This window comes from Legionella navarrensis (genome assembly GCF_052527415.1).
Genome location: NZ_JBNVZR010000028.1, coordinates 1 through 20,621 on the forward strand (window position 1 = coordinate 1; position 20,621 = coordinate 20,621).

The window sequence follows — 20,621 nt, forward strand, 5'->3', positions numbered from 1 at the left end:
AATAAATCTCTATCCCGAAATTTTTTTAATCTTTATATTATTTACCCTCCCGGCAGAGCATCTGTCCTCCCAGCGCACCAATTTGTGCTCCCAGCGCACCAGTTTGTCATCCCCGCGCAGGCGGGGATCTATGGTCAAATCAAGGCGAGGATCTATGGTCAAACCAGGTTTTTAGCATTTATCTGCCCCTTCAAGCGCACCCTTTTCTGATGCACATTACTTTCAGCGAAATTACGTGTATTGTAAGTAGTTATAAAGTCAGACTCCGAGGGATCACGTGAAGTGGCATGGGCATTCGTCTATTGGTTTTTTCTATCGTGTATTACCGCTTATTTTGCTCATTACCTGTGTCAGTGCATGCGACAACGGCGATACATCTGCTTTCCAGGGCTACGTGGAAGGTGAAAATATCTACATGGCATCCCCCTATTCTGGCACCCTGATTAATTTGGCCGTAACTCGCGGACAAAGCGTCAAAAAGGGGCAATTACTGTTCCGGCTGGATCCCGAACCTGAACAACTACGGGTAAAGCAGGCTCAGAGCGATGTAGACAGAGCTCTACATGTTGTGAATGATCTCAAGAATCCCCGCCGTTCACCAGAAATCGATCAGATCAAGGCTCAAATTGAACAGGTCAATGCCCGAATTTCCCTGGCCCAGATTCGCGTAAGCCGAAACCAGGAACTGTACGCCCGCAAAGCTGTTGATAAGGATAGCCTGGATGCGGCGATTTCTAACCTTGAGGATCAGCAAAAACTTAAAGCGCAATACGAAGCCAGCCTGCATCTGGCTGAAATGGGGAGCAGGGAAGAGCAGATTTATGCTCAGGAAGCTGAGCTTATGCTTTTGAAGGAAAAACAAAAGGATGCCGCCTGGCAGTTGGCTCAAAAGACAGTTTATGCGCCCGGGGATGGAATCATTTTTGATACCTATTTTCTAGAAGGGGAGTTTGTCGCCGCGCAGCAGGCTGTGTTATCTCTATTAACGCCCGGCAATGTGCGCATCGAATTTTTTGTCCCAGTGGATACCTTACCTCAGCTCACAATAGGCCAGAAAATTACGTTTTTATGTGAAGGGTGTACAAAGCGGGACGAAGCCAGTATCAGTTACATTTCACCCGAAGCCCAGTATATTCCGCCTCTCGTCTATTCCAGGGACAATAACCAAAAGCTGGTGTATCGCATCAAGGCGAGGCTGTACTCCTTTAACCAATATAAACCTGGTCAGCCCGTGATGGTTTATCTTAAGGAGCCCTGATGTCATCCTCCGCCATTATTGATGTGAAGGGCTTATGCAAACAATTTGCTGATAAGACCGTGGTCAATGCGCTGAGTATGCAAGTTAATAAAGGCGATGTATTTGGTTTTCTTGGTCCTAATGGCAGTGGAAAGACTACGACTATTCGGATGTTGTGTGGCCTGTTGACTCCCGACGCAGGCTCAGGAACCTGTCTTGGCTATGATCTGTTGACCGAAGCCAGGCAAATCAAACAACAGGTTGGTTACATGACACAGAAATTCAGTTATTACACCGACTTGAGTGTTGAGGAAAATCTGGATTTTATTGCCCGGGTTTACAATGTCCAAAGGCGGCGGGAGCGCGTTGACAAGACCCTGGAGGACTTTGGCCTTGTTGATCGACGTAAGCAGCTCACAGGATCCTTATCCGGTGGCTGGAAGCAGCGGGTCGCACTTGCCGCCTGCATGCTCCATGAGCCGGAGCTGCTGTTGCTGGATGAACCGACTGCTGGTGTTGATCCCGTTGCCCGGCGCGATTTCTGGGACAAAATTCATTTGCTGAGCGAGCGAGGCATCACAGCACTGGTTTCTACTCATTATATGGACGAAGCCGAGCGTTGCACCCGGCTTGCCTACCTTGCTAACGGCGCTTTATTAATAACCGGCACCGTGAATGATGTGATTGCGTCGGCGGGTTTGTATACCCTCGAGCTGAGTGGCAGTGTAACGACAGCGTTGCTTCAAAAAGCCAAGCAGGCGAAGGGTGTTGTTCAGGCGGAGTTATTTGGTAATAAAATTCATGTCTGCGCTTATGATAAGGCCTTACTCGATCAGAGCATGAACGAGCTGGCAAGATTATATCGAGTCAGTGTAAGGCAGATACCCTCTACTCTGGAAGATGCCTTCATCAGCCTCGTTCAGCGCTCTGGAGGAAACATACAATGAATCGTGCGCGCTTTTCTCCGTTACTTGCCATCATTATCAAGGAATTCATTGAAATGCGGCGGGACCGTGCCACATTTCTAATGATTCTTGCCATTCCTCTTATGCAGTTGGTTTTATTTGGCTATGCCATCAACACCAATCCAAGGTATTTACCTACAGCGATTGTGAACGATAATCCAGATGAGTTCAGCCGACGAATCATGGTCAGCCTGCAAAACTCTACTTATTTTAAGTTCATCAGTCCAGCTGTGACAGAAGCTGAGTCGAAGCAAATGCTAAGACGGGGCAATGTTAATTTTGTGCTGAATTTTCCCCCACATTTTTCCCGGGATCTGGTGCGTGGATTAAGCCCTGATTTACTGCTGGAAGCTGACGCGACTGATCCGGCAGCAACAACCCGGGCCATGTCTGTCTTTAATGAACTGGCGAGCCTGTCGCTGAAAGACGAACTGACAGGACCCCTGGCAAATCTGGCAGTAAGACATTTACCTTATACTCCACAGATACACGCTGTTTACAACCCACTCGCCATTACCTCCTATAACATTGTTCCGGGTCTGCTGGGCGTCGTACTGACCTTGACCATGGTCATTGTCACGGCGTTGGTAATCACGCGCGAATCAGAACGAGGAACCATGGAGAATCTTCTGGCCACACCGTTAAGACCGCTTGAAATCATGATTGGAAAATTACTTCCCTATATTATTGTGGGCTACGCCCAGGCCATCTTAATCCTCTTTCTGGCCCGTATTCTGTTTCATGTTCCCATGCAGGGCAGTATAGGACTGCTGTTATTTTTATCGCTGCCATTTATTGCCGCTAATCTTGCCATGGGACTGACCTTTTCAACTCTGGCAGTCAATCAGCTGCAGGCCGTGCAGAGCGCGGTATTTTTCTTCCTGCCCTCAATATTGCTATCCGGTTTCATGTTCCCTTTTCGGGGCATGCCTGAGTGGGCGCAATGGGTTGGCAGTTTGCTGCCACTGACGCATTTTCTGATTATTGTCAGAGGGATCCTGTTGAAAGGAAACGGATTCTGGGATGTATGGCGTGAGACCATACCCATCATGATTTTCATGGTTGTTGTGCTGGCGGTGAGTTTCAAACGCTTTAGAAAAACCCTGGATTGATGGTACACTTCGATTTTTCAGTACGGATAATGTGGAGTTGACATGGCAGGTTCGAAGCATATTTATCATCATGGCGCGCAGGAGTTGCATGGCTATCTGGCACGCGCCAATACGGATCAGGCATCACGGCCTGCTGTTCTGGTTGCGCACGATTGGACGGGTTGTAACGATTTTGCCAGAAAAAAAGCCGATATGCTGGCCAGCATGGGTTACATCGGTTTTGCTGTGGACATGTATGGTCATGGGCAGCTGGGTGGCACAGTGGAGGAACGTATGGCCCTGATCCAGCCATTTTTTGAAGACAGAGCCCTGTTACGCGCACGGATTCGAGCGGCGTTTGATGCGCTGCTGGCGGTCCCCGGTGTCGATAAAAGCCGGGTTGCTGCAATTGGATTCTGTTTTGGTGGCATGACGGTTCTGGATCTCGCGCGCAGTGGTGCTGAACTTAAGGCGGCCATTAGCTTTCATGGATTATTGAATGCACCAAAAGAGTTGCCCCCTGAACCAATTCATGCAAAGATATTGGTGTTGCATGGGTATGATGACCCCATGGTTAAACCAGATGATGTTAATGCCTTCTGTCAGGAAATGACCGAGGCGAACGTGGATTGGCAGGTGCACCAGTATGGGCACACGCAGCATTCCTTCACCAATCCAGAGGCCCATAATCAGGATATGGGCACAATATATAATGAGGTCGCGGAGCGACGCTCTCTGCAGTCGATGAAAAATTTTCTGCAGGAAGTGTTTGACTGAATTGGACCTGATGCGACAAAATCATTGACAAAATTATGTGCATTCTGTAAATTTATCACTTATTCGGACGGGTCTGTTGGTACAAAAACAGGCAAGTCCTTGAGTTTATAACGTAAACAGTGAGGGTATGGAATGAAAAAGATCGTATTAGTTCTTTTGGGTCTGATAAGCATGTCAGGTTTTGCTACCAGCAGCGTTGCCGCAAAAGACAAAGATGGACAACAACTGAGCGCAGAACAAAGCGCGCTGGTTAACTCTACGGTTGTTGCCGCAGTAAATGCTGCCACCACCACTGTAGGCGCGTCCGTAGTCTCTGGAACCATTATCTCTCATATCGGTTAATTGATAGAATATGTCTGATTTGGAGCACCGTGATACCTCATTATATTCGAGAAATCGGTGCTCCGGATACGAAGCAATCAGACTGAATTTTCAATACACACTACCCATTCCCGGTAAAATTTGTTACAATTCCCCGCAACTTTTTGCGGCTGAATTTCTGGGAGTAATCGTTGTCTGATTCTGTTGCCTTGAATTCGGGGTCTGTGCTACCTCGCGGTGGACTATCTGCCTGGCTGGTGTGTCTGTCGGCAGGCCTTTTTTTCTTCTACGAATTTTTTCAACTGAATATTTTCGATGTCATCAATCAGCCACTGAGAGACAGTTTTCAACTCGATGCCACGCAGGTCAGCTGGATGTCGAGTATGTATCTGTGGGCGGATATTCTGTTTCTTCTCCCAGCCGGTGTTATCCTTGACCGTTTTTCAACGCGTACGGTCATCCTGTCAGCCATGCTGATTTGTGTATTGGGCACACTTGGCTTTGCCCTCACCCACTCTTTTTTTCTTGCCTGCCTCTTTCACTTTCTGTCTGGCATTGGTAATGCGTTCTGTTTTCTTTCCTGCGTAGTCCTGGTGTCGCGCTGGTTTCCGCCACGCCGTCAGGCACTTGTTATTGGTTCTCTGGTTACCATGGCCTTTCTGGGGGGGATGGTTGCCCATACGCCTTTTGCCTGGCTGAATGAGTCCTGGGGATGGCGTAATTCGCTGTTAATTGACAGCGGCATAGGCGCTTTGCTCCTGGTCTGGATCGCTGTGTTTGTTTACGATCAGCCGGCACAAGGTGTCCAGCAAAACACGAGTCAGAGCACGAACATCGTTGATAGTCTGCTGCAGGCCCTGCGCAATCGTCAGACCTGGCTGGCCGGGTTGTTTACCTGCTGTCTGAACCTGCCCATTATGGTTCTCTGTGCGCTGTGGGGTGCCAGTTATTTACAGGTGGTTCACCAGCTGTCTGACATTGCCTCCAGTAATGTGGTGTCCATGATCTTTATTGGCAGTATTCTGGGTTGCCCACTGGCGGGCTGGCTGTCTGACAGCCAGGCCCGACGCAAGCCTGTCATGCTGTATGGGACCCTGTTGACCCTGCTGAGCATGACCCCCTTATTTCTCGGAATTACTCTGTCGCAGGTTCAGTTGAGCCTGGTGTTCTTTTTACTGGGGCTTTTTACCAGCGTACAGGTCATCAGTTATCCTTTGATTGCAGAAAGCAACACACCGGATAACACCGGATCGGCCACCGGTATCGCGTCGATTGTTATCATGGGTGGCGCCGGCGTTGGTCAGGTGTTGTTTGGTTTGCTGATGCAGCATCATGCCGGCCTGTCCAGCAGTCAGTATTCGGTTGCCGATTTTCAATACGCTATGTGGATGTTTCCGCTGACGGCTGTCATCGCTCTGGCAGCGGGTTTGATGCTGCGTGAAACACATTGTAAACGCCAATAATAACAAGGGTTTTGGGAGTAAACATGTCTATGGTACAAGAATACAAGGCATCAAACAGTCTATTCGAGTCGGTACTGCCCTGGTTTGTCTGCTTCAGTGCTTCCTTGTTTTTTTTCTATGAATTCATTCAGGGGAACATGTTTGCTTCCATTGCCGATGACATCATGCGTGATTTTCATGTACAGGCTGATAAAATGGCCTGGCTGTCCAGCATCTATTATTTATCTAACGTGTTGTTTCTGTTTGTAGCCGGTTTTATCCTCGACAAATTTTCACCTAAAAAAACAATCTTAACCGCGATGCTCCTTTGTGTTTTGAGTACCTTTTTACTCGCACATGCGCAGTCATTTTATCTGGCTCTGTTTTGCCGTTTCATCACGGGCATTGGCAGCGCCTTTTGTTTTCTCGGCCCGATTCGATTGGCCTCGCGCTGGTTTCCTCCGCGACGTATGGCCATGGTAACCGGCGCTATTGTCACCATGGCCATGACCGGCGGTATGCTGGCACAATACCCTCTGACCAGGCTGGTGGAAATGATTGGCTGGCGCGATGCCCTTATGCAGGTAGGCTGGCTGGGCTGCGCCATGCTGGCAGTCATGTCTTTCGGTATTATCGATAAAGCGCATACAGCAGTTTCCGAGGGCGTAAAAAAAATCAGCGTCCTGGCAACGGCCAGACTTGCCTATCTCAATCTGCAAACCCTGCTGGCGGCTCTTTACACGAGTCTGATGAATATGGCGATTGCAGTGTTTGGCGCCATGATGGGCTCTCTGTATCTTGTACAGAGACTGGGTGTGAGCAAGGACGATGCGTCACTGGTGAATACCATGTTGTTTCTCGGCGCCATTATCGGCGGACCGTTTCTTGGCTGGTTGTCGGACCGGCTGGGCCTGCGCCTGATACCGATGAGGGCTGGCGTAATTGCCTCTTTGCTCGTAGTGCTTGCCGTATTGTTTCTGCCCGTATCGTTGACTGTGATGAAGGTATTGTTTTTTCTGCTTGGCTTTTTTACTGCTGCTCAGGTTATCAGCTATGCGCTGGTTGTGGAAAGCAGCCCGGCGGCACTGACCGCCACAGCGGTCAGTGTGATTTCAATATTAACCCAGGGTGGTTATATTGTTTATCAAAATCTGTTTAGTCGTATGCTTGTCAGTCATGGTGATGTAACGATCATGGACGGCGTGCCTGTCTATTCACTGGCTGATTATCAATTTGCCGGGCTTATTCTTCCGCTAGGATTGATTATTGCCCTGTTGGCCTCACTGGGTTTGAAAGAAACCTGGGGCCGATGTTCAGAAGGATAAATAATGACGCAAAGGCGTGTTTGTGTTCTGTTAATGGACTCTCTTGGTATTGGTGCCAGTCTGGATGCTCATCGGTATGGTGACGAAGGTGCCGATACCTTTGCTCATATCCATCAGGCCTGTGAGCAGGGGCAGGCGAACGTAGAGGGTCTGCGCGAAGGGCCTCTTTCTCTGCCACATTTAACCGATCTGGGTCTGTATCATGCCGCCATGGCCAGTTCCGGAACCCGCCTGATCCCTTTGTCGGAATTAAAATCTCCGGCGGGCTGTTACGGTTATGCCGTTGAGCAGAGCCTTGGCAAAGATACGCCGAGTGGTCACTGGGAAATCGCCGGTGTACCTGTCCATTACGAATGGGGCTATTTTCCTGATACACCAGACTGTTTCCCCAAAAAGCTGATCGATGAGTTCGTAGCCCGGGCCGGGCTGCCTGGTGTCATCGGCCTGAAGCATGCTTCCGGTACCGATATTATGGCGGAGCTGGGTGAGGAGCATATCAAAACCGGTAAGCCCATTGTTTATACGTCTGCGGACAGCGTGTTTCAAATAGCGGCACATGAAACCCATTTTGGTCTTGAGCGCCTGTACGAAATCTGCCTGATTGCTCGTCAGCTCGTTGATGAGTATCAAATTGGGCGGGTTATTGCGCGGCCTTTTATCGGAGAGGCTGGCGCGTTTACGCGAACTGGCCATCGCCGTGATTACGCGACTCCACCACCCGAGCCTACCTTGCTTGACCGCTTAAAAGATGCGGGACGCGAGGTTATTGCCATCGGGAAAACAGCCGACATTTTTGCTCATCAGGGCATGACACAGACCATCACGGCCTATGGCAACATGGCCTTGTTTGATGCCACCGTGGCCGCTCTGAAAACAGCGCCGGGCGGCAGTCTGGTGTTTACCAACTTTGTGGATTTTGACTCATCATTTGGTCATCGACGTGACGTTGCGGGATATGCGCATGCTCTGGAAGAGTTTGATGCCAGAATGCCGGAGCTGCTCGCATCTCTACGCCCGGACGATTTGGTTGTGATAGCGGCCGATCATGGCTGCGATCCAACGAGGCCCGGTTCGGATCATACCCGCGAACATATTCCTGTTCTTGCTTTTGGCCCTCAAATTGCCAGTCGATTTATTGGCCGACGTGACACGTTTGCTGATATTGGTCAGACTCTGGCAGAGTATCTGGGCCTGGATTCCTTGACTCATGGTGTGTCGTTTGCTGTTGAATCATGATCTACCCAGACGCATTTCTTGATTATTGCGCTCAGATTGAGCACCGGCTCACGTCTTTGCGCAAAAGCATTCTGTATATTTTATGGCAGGAGCAGCAGCCGTTAAAAGCTTATGAGATTTTGAATACCTTGCTGCAGACCAGGCAGAATTCCAGCCCTCCTACCGTCTACCGAGTGCTCGATTATCTGGTTGCCTGCGGTCTCGTCCATAAAATTGAATCCATTCAGTCTTATACCTTATGTCATGATCCCAAGCAGCACCTGCCATCCGAGATTTTAATGGTCTGCAACCGTTGCCACCAGGTCAGCGAAACCTACGATCCGGCGCTGCGCTCCTTCGTACAGAATCTGTCTGGACAGCATGGGTTTCATGTAGGTCAGGACGCCATCGAACTGAAAGGTTTATGCCAGGCCTGTTTTTGATACCCGCTTCCCCCTTGATTTTTAATTTTTCATCCCCATCTGGGTACTATAAATCAGCCTGAGGAATAATTTTGGAACAATATCGTGGTACGACCATCCTGTCAGTCAGACGGGGAAACTCCGTTGTAATTGGTGGAGATGGCCAGGTTTCTTTTGGTAATACAGTGATGAAAGGTAATGCCAAAAAAGTCAGACGCCTGTATAAAGACAATGTTATCGCCGGATTTGCGGGTGGCACAGCCGATGCGTTTACGTTGTTCGAACGCTTTGAACGCAAGCTTGAAATGCACCAGGGGAATCTGGTTCGTGCAGCTGTTGAGCTGGCTAAAGACTGGCGCACCGATAAAATATTGCGACGCCTGGAGGCTCTGCTGGCTGTAGCCGATCGCAAGGCCTCCCTGATTATTACCGGTAATGGTGATGTGATTGAGCCGGAAGAGGGCATCATGGCGATTGGTTCCGGTGGTCCTTTTGCGCAGTCCGCCGCGCGTGCCCTGCTGCATAACACCGACCTGAATGCGCTGGATATCGTGAAAAAAAGTCTGGAAATAGCCGGTGATATCTGCATATACACCAACCATAATTTAACTATCGAAGAATTGGAAAGCGACTGTGAATAATACCATTATGACCATGACACCCAGAGAAATCGTACAGGAACTCGACAAGCACATAATCGGTCAGTACGAAGCCAAGCGAGCCGTAGCCATTGCCTTGCGTAACCGCTGGCGTCGCATGCAGATCAGTGACGCGTTTCTGCGTAATGAAATCATGCCTAAAAATATTTTAATGATTGGACCAACCGGTGTCGGTAAAACAGAGATTGCGAGACGACTGGCGAAGCTTGCCCAGGCGCCATTCATCAAGGTTGAGGCTACCAAATTCACTGAAGTAGGATACGTTGGCCGCGATGTCGATTCAATCATGCGTGATTTGATGGAAATTGCCATCAAACAGGAGCGTGAAGCGGCTATGAAAAAAGTCGAGCATCTGGCCGAAGATGCAGCAGAAAACCGTATCCTTGACGTCTTGCTGCCCCCTGTTCGAGGCCAGGTACTGCCAGCTGAAAAAGACAGTTCGACACGTCAGGTATTTCGTAAACAACTGCGCGAAGGTACCCTCGATAATAATGAAATTGAAATTGACGTGTCGGTTTCTCCCGTTGGCGTCGAAATCATGGCGCCTCCTGGCATGGAAGAAATGACCAGTCAGTTGCAGTCAATGTTTCAGCAGGTAGGCAGCGGGCGTACCAAAACGCGCAGGCTGACCGTGGCTAAAGCGATGAAAATCCTGCGCGAGGAAGAAGCCGCCAGGCTGATAAATGAAGATGATATCAAAGCGCGCGCTATTGAGAATGCTGAGCAGAATGGCATCGTCTTTATCGATGAGCTGGATAAAGTGGCAAAACGGGCCGAAGGAAGTGGCGGAGATGTTTCCCGTGAAGGCGTGCAGCGTGATCTCCTGCCTCTGGTAGAGGGCTCAACCATTTCAACCAAATACGGCATGGTTAAGTCTGATCACGTGTTATTTATCGCTTCTGGCGCGTTCCATGTGGCGAAACCTTCGGATCTGATTGCGGAATTGCAGGGACGTTTGCCGATTCGTGTCGAATTAAGCGCTTTGTCGGTAGAAGATTTTGTCCGTATTCTGACAGAGCCTTCCGCGTCGCTGACGGAGCAGTACGCCGCCCTGATGGCCACAGAGGGTCTGACCTTAACCTTCGATGACACAGGAATTCGTCGCATTGCAGAAGTAGCCTGGCAGGTCAACGAGCGCACTGAAAACATTGGTGCCCGCCGCCTGTATACGGTCATGGAGCGATTGCTGGAAGTGATTTCCTTTGAGGCAACGGAGAAAGCGGGTGAATCGGTGCATGTCGATCTGGCCTATGTTCAGGCGCATCTGGGCAAGCTGGTTGCGGACGAAGATCTGGCGCGCTACATACTGTAAAATCGTAACAACGCCATCCTGCAGGCACTCAGGGTGGCGTTGTCTCGGTATCAAACAAGTCCACCAGACTGCCATTCAGCGTTTTCTGCAGATTGTGCTCCATTTTTTCAAATAAGGGATACCATCTCATGATGATATCTGACTCACTGTCTCTGATACCGCCTGTCTGAGGCAGGGGATAGGGTAAATGCTGAGATAACCAGTAAAGGGAAATCGCATGCAAATCCCGGCTCAGGATATAATTCCCCTGCTCATCACTATGGATCAGGTTTAGCTGCTTCAGCTGATCAATCATCGCCTCACTGTCGACTTCAAAAGGCTGTCTGCTGGTATCTATCAACTCATTCAGGCTCATGCCCTCACCGCTTTTCTGCTTCAGCCATAAATGTTGCAGCCATAACAGAGCATGTAAAAATCCTCCCAGCAAGGTGCCTCTGCGCCGTTGATGATGAACCGACAGGGCATAGCTGATTTCAGCACCCAGCAGGGTAATAAACCATACCCAGTAAATCCAGACAAAGAAAATGGGAATGGCGGCAAAGGCTCCATACAATAATTCGTATTCGTTATAGCGAGACAGATAAAAAGTAAAACCACGTTTGGCTGATTCCACCAGAATGGATGCAAACAAACCACCCCAGAGGGCATGCCGCCACGACACAGGGCGGTTGGGCACTATCAGATACAGCAGGGTGAAGCCGGTCAGCGACAGGAAAAAGGGCAGGGCGCTTAACAACAATGATGGCGCTTCATGATCCCGAAAGAACGGGATGGATATCAGATAAGAGCTGGCAGCCAGACTCAGACTGAGAAAAAAAGGAGACAAAGACAGTATGGCCCAATACAGCAGTAAGGCCGCTACGCCCTGACGCCCGGTATTAACACGCCAGATTTTATTCATGGCACTTTCTATGGTTACCATCAGCAGCAGGCCCGTGACAAACAAAAAGACCGTACCGCCAATCGATAACTTACTCACCTGGGTGGCGAATTGCAGCAAATAACTCTGAACCACCTTCCCTGTCGCGGGCACAAAATTATCAAAGATGAAGTTTTGCAGGGGTTCGCTGATGCCGTTAAAAACAGGAAAAGACGAAAAAAGAGCAATACCAACAGCCATCAGGGGAACGATGGCCAGCAGAGTGGTAAAAGCAAGTGCCGATGCGCGATAGGGGCCGTCATCTTCGATAAAATGCGCGATAACAAAACGGCAAAAGCGGATACTCTGACTCCATTTTTCAACGATGCTCTGTTTTATTTCCATGATGCTTTAGCGCCTTATTTTCAGTCCGTCTGAAACCGTACGTGAGCCTGGCATATTTAAATAGCCAGATTACCAGCCTCAACATTGTCGCGCTTCTCGAGAAGCCGACCGGTAAGGAACAGGCCAGCCAGGTAGACCAGTCCGGTGATGCTGCAATACAGTCCGAAGTAATAGTTGTTATGCTGCGCGTAAACGTAATTGCCAATTTCTACGCCAGCCGCCTGAGCACACATGCTCAGCACGCTTATCATGGCATAGGCCGTGCCTTTACTGACAGGGGTTGAAAACAGAATCAGACGATTAAGTGGCGCCACTGCAACGCCCATGCCGAAGCCATACAGCGTCATACCGGGAATGAGCCAGATAAAATGCGTGCTGATGAGTCTGGTCAGCAGGCTGCACAAAATCAAGCCGGTGACAGCTATCAGGGAGCCGATGCTGATGATATGTTTTAACGGGTGGAGTCGAGTCAGTCTACGTAAATACAGGTTTCCCAGTATTCCCGCGCCGAACAGAGGCAATTGCCACAGCGCATAATCAATCACGCTTAAATGAGCATCGGTCACAATGATGATGGGTGAGATGGCAATCCAGGCGATGCATGGAGCGCCCAGAACTCCTGCACTGAGAGCGCCGGCCATAAACGCCGGGTTAGCCAGGAGCTGTCTGTAATTACCGAATACGGTCCTGGGGTTCAGTGAGACGCGCGGAATCACCTCGCCATCGTGCTTGACTGCCCCTACCGACTCGGGCATATAGCGCCACAGACCATAAAGGGCGAACAGCGCAAGGCTGCCAATGAGGACAAAAATACCACGCCAGTCAAAATAAAGAATAAATCCGGCGCCTGCCAGCGGGCCAAGCAAGGGCGCGACCATGGCTACATTCGATAACAGCGAAACCAACCGCACCGCGTCCATTTCTGAGTAAATTTCCTGCAGCGTCGCATAGCCAATAACACCAATAAAACACAGACCCATTCCTTCAAAAAAACGTGCCAGCAGAAACTGGTTCATGGACGTTGTGCAGGCAATCGCGGCGGTAAAGATAAAGAACAGGGCGGCTCCGGTGAGCATGACGGGACGGCGCCCAAACCGGTCAGATAAAGGGCCCAGAAAAATCTGCAGACTTGCACCACCCAGAACGTAGGCTGTAAGAGACGTAGCTATGGCGGATTCATGGCCATGAAATGAGGCAACAACGTGGATCATGCCAGGCATGATCATGTCATTGGCTATGTAGGTCAGAAATTGATACAGCACGAGAAATCCGGCGAAAACCAGTGCTCGCTTATGGGTAATAGCAATCAAAGGTTTTGGCATGTTCGAATCGGTCTCTCACTGTTAAAACGATCATTATACGCAACTTGTCATATTATTTCGACCATACTGGTGAAATGGGTATATACTCCGCAAAGATTTATTTTTAGAGGTAAGCCGAGATGTCAAACCCCTACATCCTGATTTTGTACTACTCGCGTAACGGCTCCACCGCACAGCTGGCGCAACAGATTGCACGTGGCGTTGAACATGTTGATGGTATCGAGGCGCGTTTAAGAACCGTGCCGCCGGTATCAACGGTATGCGAAGCCACAGAAAGTGCGGTTCCAGAGCAAGGTGCTCCCTATGTGACTCTGGATGATCTGCGCGACTGCTCGGGGCTGGCTTTGGGAAGCCCGACCCGTTTCGGCAATATGGCTGCACCCTTGAAGTATTTTCTCGACACAACGGCCGCGCTGTGGCTGGCGGGAGATTTAATAGACAAGCCGGCCTGTGTGTTCACCTCTACCTCCTCAATGCACGGCGGCCAGGAATCTACCCTGCTCAGCATGATGCTGCCGTTGATGCATCATGGCATGATCTTGCTGGGTATTCCCTATTCGGAAGCCGCCTTGAACAATACCCAGACCGGCGGAACACCCTATGGTGTGTCCCACGTCACCGGGGTCGGAGGTGATATGCCTCTGAGTGCCGATGAAATCAGCCTGGCCCGCAGTCTGGGTAAGCGCCTGGCTGAGGCTGCGCTGAAACTGCGCTAACAATAACCATTTTGTCAGGACATTTAAGGTGCGAATAATCAGTTTTAATGCCAATGGCATCCGAGCCGCGGCTCGTAACGGGTTCTATGAGTGGATGAACACGCAAAACCCGGATTTTGTCTGTATCCAGGAAACCAAGGCGCAGATAGCTCAGCTGCTGCCCGATGAGCAATATTTCCCTGCCGGTTATCACTGCGAGTATTTTGATGCAGAGAAAAAGGGATACAGTGGTGTGGCCATCTATGCCAGACATAAGCCACATCAGGTCATCAGGGGGATAGGTTACGATTACTGCGATGACGAAGGGCGCTATATTCAGTTTGATTACCCGAAATTCAGCGTGATATCCCTGTATCTGCCGTCTGGAACCAGTGGCGATGGCCGACAGGAAGTCAAGTACGCCTTTCTGGAGCGTTTTGCTGCGCATCTCAATACCCTCAAACAGCAAGGGCGCGAACTGATTATCTGCGGCGATTACAACATTGCCCATAAAATCATCGATTTAAAAAACTGGCGCAGCAATCAGAAAAACTCAGGATTTCTGCCTGAGGAGCGCGCCTGGATGGATCAGTTGTTCGGCCCCATGGGTTTTGTTGATGCCTTTCGAGTGAGAAACCAGAACGAAGGACAATACACCTGGTGGTCTTACCGCGCCCGAGCCTGGGAAAAGGACGTTGGCTGGCGGATAGATTATCAGGTCATCACGCCGGGCCTGACAGAACACGTGGCCGATGTGTCGATCGCGCGGGATGTCCGCTGGTCTGATCACGCGCCTCTGATCATTGATTACAAAGGGGAATGGCATGCTTAAACTGGCCAGCTGGAATGTTAACTCTCTAAAAGTCAGGCTCGATCATGTCCTCGCCTGGCTTGACAGCAGTCAGGTCGATGTACTGGGTATTCAGGAAACCAAACTGGTCGATGAACAGTTTCCGGCTGCCGTCTTTATTGAACGCGGGTATCACCTCGCCTATGCCGGGCAAAAAACCTATAACGGTGTGGCAGTTATCAGCCGCCGTCCTATCAGTGACGTGGTCACGGATATCCCTGGACTGGAGGACCCACAGCGACGCATCCTGGCGGTGACGCTGGGTGATCTGCGCCTCATCAATCTTTATGTACCCAACGGTGCTGAAGTGGGCACTGATAAGTATGAATATAAACTGAACTGGCTTGCTCACGTAACGGCTTATATCGAAGAACAGGTGCGTATTTATCCGAGGCTTGTGGTGATGGGAGACTTTAACATTGCACCGGAAGACAGAGACGTCCATGATCCGGTGGAGTGGGGCGAGGGTATATTGGTCAGTCCTCTGGAGAGACAGGCCTGGTCAAAACTACTGTCAACCTGCCTGAAGGACAGCTTTCGTCTGTTTCCTCAGGAAGACAATCAATTCAGCTGGTGGGACTACCGCGCAGCCGGATTTCGCCGTAACAGGGGCTTACGTATCGATCATATACTGCTCAGTGAAGCCCTCGCCGAAAACTGTCTGGCCTCGCATATTGACAGGACGCCGCGTACATGGGAGCGACCATCCGATCATACACCGGTCTGGGTTGAGTTAAAAAATTGATTTGAGCGCAGGATTCTGTTAGTCTTGCCCATTAATTTATAGAGAGTATGGTGCCTGACAGCTGTTCAGGTGGCGATATTCGTTTTGCAAACAGAGAGAGCCGTACTATGAAAGCATCCATTCATCCAAATTATGAAGTCATCAAAGTAACCTGCAGCTGCGGTGAAGTGTTTGAAACACGTTCCACACTGAGCCAGGACCTCAACATTGAAGTATGCGCTAAATGCCATCCATTCTATACCGGTAAGCAAAAACTGGTTGACACCGGTGGTCGTGTACAGAAATTCCGCGATCGTTACAGCAAACGCGCTTAATAAGCTGGCGAGTAATTATCAAAATCAGCCGTGTTTTTTCCGTATGAAAAAAAACACGGCCAGAATGTACAAATCTTCGGAACACAATGCGTACGTCAGATACGTCATTTGTCTGACACGGCTGTTCGCTGCAATATATATTCTATATACTGAATTTTTATTTTAATTAATATTTGAAACTTGAGAGTGAGCGCTTTGGATAAAGACTTATTGAAGCAACGTGCTTTGCATTATCATGAGTTTCCAACCCCTGGAAAGCTTGCTGTGCACATCACAAAACCAACCAATTCCCAGGATGATTTATCCCTTGCCTACACGCCCGGTGTTGCCGAACCCGTGCTGGCAATAGAAGCCCGACCCGACGATGCCTATCGCTATACAGCCAAAGGCAACCTGGTTGCTGTAATAAGCAACGGAACAGCCGTGCTTGGTCTTGGAGACGTGGGTGCGCTGGCCAGTAAACCGGTTATGGAAGGGAAAGCCGTGCTGTTCAAGCGTTTTGCTGATATTGACGTTTTTGATATCGAAGTGGACGCAGACGATCCTCAGGCCTTTATCGCCACAACAAAGCGCATTTCCCCCACATTCGGCGGGATTAACCTTGAAGATATCAAGGCACCGGAATGCTTCGAAATAGAACAGGCTTTGGTCGAGCAACTCAATATCCCTGTGTTTCATGACGACCAGCATGGTACCGCCATTGTGGTTGCTGCCGGTTTGCTGAACGCGCTGGATCTGCAGCACAAGAAACTCTCAAACGTCCGGATAGTCTGCATAGGTGCCGGAGCCGCAGGCATTGCGTCCATGCGTCTGCTGGTTGCGATGGGAGCTTTAAAGGAAAACATCACACTGCTGGATTCCCAGGGTGTTATCCATACTGGTCGTGAAGATCTCAACCCCTACAAGTTTGCTTTTGCCCGTACAACACAGAAACGTACCCTGGCCGATGCCATGGTAGATGCCGATGTGTTCATCGGTGTAGCAAAACCCGATTTGCTGAATGCTGAATTATTGAGTCTGATGGCTCCAAATCCCGTTATTTTTGCCTTGTCCAATCCTGATCCGGAAATCAGGCCGGAACAGGCGCATGCGATTCGCAACGATTTGATTATTGCGACCGGTCGCAGCGATTACCCCAATCAGGTCAATAACGTCCTGTGCTTCCCCTATATCTTTCGCGGAGCGCTGGATGTGAGGGCTACCTGTATCAACCGGGCTATGCAGATAGCAGCGGTTGAGTCGATAAGACAACTGGTTCTGGAACCTGTTCCTCAGGTTGTCATCGATAATTATCCCGGAGTTACCAGCTGGGAGTACGGTCCGGAATATATTATTCCAAAACCAATTGATCCTCGACTGAGAGAACGCGTTTCTCTTGCAGTGGCCAGGGCGGCCATGGCAAGCGGCGTCAGTCGGATAGATCTTCCCTGATCCATGTTGTGCCTGCAGATGTTGAACCAATCAGATTGAGGAGAGTTCTTTTGCAAACGAACAACAAAACACATTATTTTGTAGCCTGGCTGATATGTGGGCTTGGTGCCTTGTTTTACAGCTATGAATATTTGCTGAGGATATCGCCCAGCGTGATGGAAATGGCTCTGCGCGAGCATTTTGGCCTGTCCGCAACCGGCTTTGGCGTTCTGTCAGCTTTTTATTACTATGCCTATGTTCCGCTGCAGTTGCCGGTTGGTATTCTGCTGGACCGATACGGTCCAAGAATACTGCTTACCCTCGCCTGCCTTATCTGTGTTCTGGGTACCTTTGTTTTTGCCAGCACTCAGACGTTCTGGATTGCTGCCACCGCCCGTTTTTTTGTTGGTTTTGGTTCGGCCTTTGCCTTTGTCGGGGTGTTGAAACTCGCCACCATCTGGCTCCCCGAAAACAAACTGGCCATGGTGTCAGGTCTTGCGGCGGCTCTGGGTACCATTGGCGCCATGTTTGGCGATAATCTGCTGGCCTATCTTGTTGTAAATGCAGGCTGGAGCCAGACAATGCACATGACTGCCTGGTTTGGTGTGGCTCTGACTATTGTGCTCTGGTTTGGAATTCGCAATAAAAAGGGACACCAGTTTCTGAGTGGAACCATCGGCAGTTTTCGCAGCAGCATGATTGATTTGGCTATTATCATGCGCAATCGTCAGATGTGGATTAATGGTCTTTTTGGCTGCCTCGTTTATCTGCCTACGACTGTTTTTGCCGAGCTTTGGGGAATTCCCTATCTGAAAAACGCACACGCAATGTCACAGGAAGCGGCCAGCTTTGCCAATTCGATGCTCTTTTTTGGTTTCACCCTGGGCGCGCCGCTGATGGGGTACATATCGGATCGAATCAGACAGCGTAAACCCCCTATGCTGCTGGGAGCGACAGTAGCTGCTCTGATCATGCTGACCGTGCTTTATATGCCCGACTTAAGTCATAACACGATCTACGTTCTGATGTTCGTTCTTGGTCTGTTCTACAGTGCGCAATGTATCGTTTTTGCCGTTGGCCGCGAATTAAGCCCCAACGAAGCGGCCGGTACGGCGATGGCCATGACCAACATGGTGGTCATGCTCGGCGCCATGTTTTTACAGCCTCTGGTTGGCCGTCTGCTGGATTTCAGCCTATCAATGCACGCGACTCAGGCAGCAACGGCTCTGGTTCCTGCTGGCGGTTTCGAACAGCTCTATACCGCGGATGATTATCAGTTTGCTCTGTCGATTATCCCGGTTGGTATCATCATTGCCGCGATTTTAACTTTTTTCCTGAAGGAAACACACGCCGATGCACCTGATTAATTCCATAAGTAGAAAACAAGCGATATTTGGCAGCATTGTCTGCGCTGTTGGTGCGTTCTTTTACTGTTATGAGTTTGTGTTACGAATTATTCCTGGCGCATTACAAAGTGAATTAAGCGCGGCATTTGGCCATATTTCGGCTACGACCTTCGGGCAGCTGTCCGCGTTTTATTATTTTGCCTATTCCCCCATGCAAATGCCCGTTGGTATGCTGATGGATCGATATGGGCCTCGTCGCTTGCTGACCTTTGCCTGTTTATGCTGTGCCCTGGGTTCCTGGATGTTTACGGATACCAGTTCCATGCTTATTGCCGGCAGCGGCCGGTTTATGGTGGGGTTTGGCTCGTCCTTTGCTTTTGTCGGCGTTTTATCGCTGGCCATGCGCTGGCTGCCAAGACGGTATTTTTCACTGGTGGCGGGTTTGATCACCACGCTGGGCATGTTGGGTCTTGTCTATGGTGAAGTGAAAATAACCGATATGGCCGTCACGCTCGGCTGGAAATACGTGCTTGAAATGATGGTGATCATCGGTGCGGTCCTGACCGTTATCATTTTCGTGATTGTGCGTGATGGACCCAAAGGCCACGTGGCGCACAAGCATCCGCTGCCTGAATTTTTTGCCAACGTCTGGCATGTGTTGAGTTCGCCACAGGTCTGGTTGATTGGTTTTGTAGGTGCCTGTCTGTATACCTCTCTATCTGTATTTGGTGAGCTGTGGGGCAAAAGCTATCTGGAGCAGGCGCACAACCTGACAAAAGTAGAAGCGGCACGAACAGTATCAGCCATGTTTCTGGGCTGGGCAGTGGGCGCACCCATTGCCGGATATTTTTCTGACCGGACTGGCCGCCGGGTGTTACCCTTGGTGGTGGGGGCTGTCATGGGGCTGATTTGCATCAGCATCGTACTGTATCGTCCCGGCCTTTCCTATGTCACGCTTAACGTGCTGTTGTTTTTGTATGGGGCATTCAGCGCGACAGAAATCATCGTGTTTATTATGGCTAAGGAAAACAGCGGTGCTCAGTTATCGGGTACGGTGTTTGCCGCGGTTAATATGATTGTCACGCTGGGCGGCGTTATTTTCCAGCCCCTGGTTGGCAGGCTCCTGGATTCTTTTGGTGACAGTCAGCTTGTTGCGGGCGAGCATATTTACTCAGTCGTTGATTATCAGCTGGCTTTATCGATACTGCCCATATCTCTGCTAATGGTTACTATCCTGGCCTTTTTCATGAAGGATTTCCGCACAACGGTGTCTTAATCCAAACCCGCATTGTGTCTGTTGCTGGCTCGTGTTATAAATTTTAAATCGATTTTAAAACCTATAAACTCAGGAGCCCAGCAACATGTCTAAAAAGTTCAATGATCTTACCTCTGGAATCACCACGCAACTGGCTAAAATGCGCAAGGAAATGCCTGAAGTAATGGCCGGATTTGGTGCTCTGGCGTCAGCTGCAACCAAAGATGGTGCCCTTGATAAAAAGACGAAAGAGTTGATTGCCATGGCTCTTGCTGTTGCCAACCACTGCCCTGGCTGCATCGGATTTCACTCTCAGACGCTGGTCAAGCTGAAAGCGACACGTGAAGAATTGATAGAGACCCTGGGTATGGCCGTATACATGGGTGGCGGACCTTCTTTAATGTACGCCGCAGAAGCTCTGGAAGCGTTCGAAGAGTTTCAGCAGTAATATTGAATTTTAACCTGGCATTTAAGTGTCACCTGAACACAAGCCTGCCCACGAAACAGACTCCCTTCTCCCTGTGTTTAGGGAGAAGGGCTGGGGATGAGGGTGAGGCTAAGTGATAACCGGGAGCCATATTATGAAACCCATATAAAAAAAATAACGCTCGCTTCGAAGCTCTGGTGTATCTGATGAAATGACCCTCATCCCCA

At 49.8% G+C, this 20,621-nt stretch carries 22 protein-coding genes; 20 read left to right on the top strand and 2 right to left on the bottom strand.

Annotation, left to right across the window (positions count from 1 at the left end):
• The 12 genes from ACQUTA_RS12290 to hslU all read left to right on the top strand — a co-directional run.
• The coding region (locus ACQUTA_RS12290; protein ID WP_444988554.1) for a hypothetical protein at positions 1-210 on the top strand (210 nt) is incomplete at its 5' end.
• Between the two features lie 67 nt (positions 211-277).
• Positions 278-1,258, top strand: a complete 981-nt coding sequence (locus ACQUTA_RS12295) for an HlyD family secretion protein (RefSeq protein WP_444988555.1) — start codon at positions 278-280, stop codon at positions 1,256-1,258.
• Positions 1,258-2,184: an ABC transporter ATP-binding protein gene (locus ACQUTA_RS12300; protein WP_444988556.1), complete on the top strand. Its 927-nt coding sequence runs from the start codon at positions 1,258-1,260 to the stop codon at positions 2,182-2,184. The genes ACQUTA_RS12295 and ACQUTA_RS12300 overlap by 1 nt, the downstream gene beginning before the upstream one ends.
• A complete protein-coding gene (locus ACQUTA_RS12305) occupies positions 2,181-3,314 on the top strand; it encodes an ABC transporter permease (protein ID WP_444988557.1) in 1,134 nt (377 codons plus the stop codon). The genes ACQUTA_RS12300 and ACQUTA_RS12305 overlap by 4 nt, the downstream gene beginning before the upstream one ends.
• A gap of 42 nt (positions 3,315-3,356) precedes the next feature.
• Positions 3,357-4,070, top strand: coding sequence for a dienelactone hydrolase family protein (locus tag ACQUTA_RS12310; protein ID WP_444988559.1), 714 nt, complete (start codon positions 3,357-3,359; stop codon positions 4,068-4,070).
• A 132-nt stretch (positions 4,071-4,202) separates the two neighbouring features.
• Positions 4,203-4,412: a hypothetical protein gene (locus ACQUTA_RS12315; protein WP_444988560.1), complete on the top strand. Its 210-nt coding sequence runs from the start codon at positions 4,203-4,205 to the stop codon at positions 4,410-4,412.
• Positions 4,413-4,582: 170 nt separating this feature from the next.
• Positions 4,583-5,854, top strand: coding sequence for an MFS transporter (locus tag ACQUTA_RS12320; RefSeq protein WP_444988561.1), 1,272 nt, complete (start codon positions 4,583-4,585; stop codon positions 5,852-5,854).
• A 23-nt stretch (positions 5,855-5,877) separates the two neighbouring features.
• Complete coding sequence (locus ACQUTA_RS12325) at positions 5,878-7,158, top strand: MFS transporter (RefSeq protein WP_444988562.1); 1,281 nt, start codon at positions 5,878-5,880, stop codon at positions 7,156-7,158.
• Between the two features lie 3 nt (positions 7,159-7,161).
• A complete protein-coding gene (locus ACQUTA_RS12330; RefSeq protein ID WP_444988563.1) occupies positions 7,162-8,394 on the top strand; it encodes a phosphopentomutase in 1,233 nt (410 codons plus the stop codon).
• Positions 8,391-8,816: a transcriptional repressor gene (locus tag ACQUTA_RS12335; protein ID WP_444988564.1), complete on the top strand. Its 426-nt coding sequence runs from the start codon at positions 8,391-8,393 to the stop codon at positions 8,814-8,816. Before ACQUTA_RS12330 ends, ACQUTA_RS12335 begins: the two co-directional genes overlap by 4 nt.
• A gap of 71 nt (positions 8,817-8,887) precedes the next feature.
• Positions 8,888-9,436, top strand: a complete 549-nt coding sequence (hslV, locus tag ACQUTA_RS12340; protein WP_444988565.1) for an ATP-dependent protease subunit HslV — start codon at positions 8,888-8,890, stop codon at positions 9,434-9,436.
• Positions 9,437-9,443: 7 nt separating this feature from the next.
• A complete protein-coding gene (hslU, locus tag ACQUTA_RS12345; RefSeq protein ID WP_444988576.1) occupies positions 9,444-10,766 on the top strand; it encodes an ATP-dependent protease ATPase subunit HslU in 1,323 nt (440 codons plus the stop codon).
• Positions 10,767-10,794: 28 nt separating this feature from the next.
• On the opposite strand, the gene ACQUTA_RS12350 is transcribed toward hslU, so the two are convergent.
• Both ACQUTA_RS12350 and ACQUTA_RS12355 read right to left on the bottom strand, forming a co-directional pair.
• The gene (locus ACQUTA_RS12350; protein WP_444988566.1) at positions 10,795-12,030 is read right to left on the bottom strand and encodes a YihY family inner membrane protein; all 1,236 of its coding nucleotides are present in this window, start codon (positions 12,028-12,030) and stop codon (positions 10,795-10,797) included.
• Between the two features lie 56 nt (positions 12,031-12,086).
• The gene (locus tag ACQUTA_RS12355; protein ID WP_444988567.1) at positions 12,087-13,352 is read right to left on the bottom strand and encodes an MFS transporter; all 1,266 of its coding nucleotides are present in this window, start codon (positions 13,350-13,352) and stop codon (positions 12,087-12,089) included.
• Between the two features lie 119 nt (positions 13,353-13,471).
• On the opposite strand from ACQUTA_RS12355, the gene wrbA reads away from it, so the two are divergent.
• The 8 genes from wrbA (at position 13,472) to ACQUTA_RS12395 (ending at position 20,415) form a co-directional block, all read left to right on the top strand.
• Positions 13,472-14,068, top strand: a complete 597-nt coding sequence (gene wrbA, locus ACQUTA_RS12360) for an NAD(P)H:quinone oxidoreductase (RefSeq protein ID WP_444988568.1) — start codon at positions 13,472-13,474, stop codon at positions 14,066-14,068.
• 28 nt (positions 14,069-14,096) lie between these two features.
• Positions 14,097-14,879: an exodeoxyribonuclease III gene (locus tag ACQUTA_RS12365; RefSeq protein WP_444988569.1), complete on the top strand. Its 783-nt coding sequence runs from the start codon at positions 14,097-14,099 to the stop codon at positions 14,877-14,879.
• Entirely contained in the window at positions 14,872-15,642 is a 771-nt protein-coding gene (gene xth / locus ACQUTA_RS12370; protein WP_444988570.1) for an exodeoxyribonuclease III, read from the top strand. The genes ACQUTA_RS12365 and xth overlap by 8 nt, the downstream gene beginning before the upstream one ends.
• A 107-nt stretch (positions 15,643-15,749) precedes the next feature.
• Entirely contained in the window at positions 15,750-15,956 is a 207-nt protein-coding gene (gene rpmE, locus ACQUTA_RS12375) for a 50S ribosomal protein L31 (protein ID WP_444988571.1), read from the top strand.
• Positions 15,957-16,151: 195 nt separating this feature from the next.
• Positions 16,152-17,387, top strand: a complete 1,236-nt coding sequence (locus tag ACQUTA_RS12380) for a malic enzyme-like NAD(P)-binding protein (RefSeq protein ID WP_444988572.1) — start codon at positions 16,152-16,154, stop codon at positions 17,385-17,387.
• 50 nt (positions 17,388-17,437) lie between these two features.
• Entirely contained in the window at positions 17,438-18,733 is a 1,296-nt protein-coding gene (locus tag ACQUTA_RS12385; RefSeq protein WP_444988573.1) for an MFS transporter, read from the top strand.
• Complete coding sequence (locus tag ACQUTA_RS12390) at positions 18,720-19,988, top strand: MFS transporter (RefSeq protein WP_444988574.1); 1,269 nt, start codon at positions 18,720-18,722, stop codon at positions 19,986-19,988. Before ACQUTA_RS12385 ends, ACQUTA_RS12390 begins: the two co-directional genes overlap by 14 nt.
• 85 nt (positions 19,989-20,073) lie before the next feature.
• Positions 20,074-20,415 carry a carboxymuconolactone decarboxylase family protein gene (locus ACQUTA_RS12395; protein ID WP_444988575.1) on the top strand — a complete coding sequence of 114 codons (342 nt, stop codon included), beginning with the start codon at positions 20,074-20,076 and terminating at the stop codon, positions 20,413-20,415.
• Positions 20,416-20,621 lie beyond the last annotated feature (206 nt).

Excerpts from the sequence above, each read along its gene's own strand:
- ACQUTA_RS12395 (WP_444988575.1), top strand. The coding sequence starts at position 20,074 with ATGTCTAAAAAGTTCAATGATCTTACCTCTGGAATCACCACGCAACTG.
- xth (WP_444988570.1), top strand. The coding sequence starts at position 14,872 with ATGCTTAAACTGGCCAGCTGGAATGTTAACTCTCTAAAAGTCAGGCTC.
- ACQUTA_RS12390 (WP_444988574.1), top strand. The coding sequence starts at position 18,720 with ATGCACCTGATTAATTCCATAAGTAGAAAACAAGCGATATTTGGCAGC.
- ACQUTA_RS12300 (WP_444988556.1), top strand. The coding sequence starts at position 1,258 with ATGTCATCCTCCGCCATTATTGATGTGAAGGGCTTATGCAAACAATTT.
- ACQUTA_RS12325 (WP_444988562.1), top strand. The coding sequence starts at position 5,878 with ATGTCTATGGTACAAGAATACAAGGCATCAAACAGTCTATTCGAGTCG.
- ACQUTA_RS12335 (WP_444988564.1), top strand. The coding sequence starts at position 8,391 with ATGATCTACCCAGACGCATTTCTTGATTATTGCGCTCAGATTGAGCAC.
- ACQUTA_RS12355 (WP_444988567.1), bottom strand. The coding sequence starts at position 13,352 with ATGCCAAAACCTTTGATTGCTATTACCCATAAGCGAGCACTGGTTTTC.
- ACQUTA_RS12310 (WP_444988559.1), top strand. The coding sequence starts at position 3,357 with ATGGCAGGTTCGAAGCATATTTATCATCATGGCGCGCAGGAGTTGCAT.
- hslU (WP_444988576.1), top strand. The coding sequence starts at position 9,444 with ATGACCATGACACCCAGAGAAATCGTACAGGAACTCGACAAGCACATA.
- ACQUTA_RS12305 (WP_444988557.1), top strand. The coding sequence starts at position 2,181 with ATGAATCGTGCGCGCTTTTCTCCGTTACTTGCCATCATTATCAAGGAA.
- ACQUTA_RS12315 (WP_444988560.1), top strand. The coding sequence starts at position 4,203 with ATGAAAAAGATCGTATTAGTTCTTTTGGGTCTGATAAGCATGTCAGGT.
- ACQUTA_RS12330 (WP_444988563.1), top strand. The coding sequence starts at position 7,162 with ATGACGCAAAGGCGTGTTTGTGTTCTGTTAATGGACTCTCTTGGTATT.
- wrbA (WP_444988568.1), top strand. The coding sequence starts at position 13,472 with ATGTCAAACCCCTACATCCTGATTTTGTACTACTCGCGTAACGGCTCC.
- ACQUTA_RS12350 (WP_444988566.1), bottom strand. The coding sequence starts at position 12,030 with ATGGAAATAAAACAGAGCATCGTTGAAAAATGGAGTCAGAGTATCCGC.
- rpmE (WP_444988571.1), top strand. The coding sequence starts at position 15,750 with ATGAAAGCATCCATTCATCCAAATTATGAAGTCATCAAAGTAACCTGC.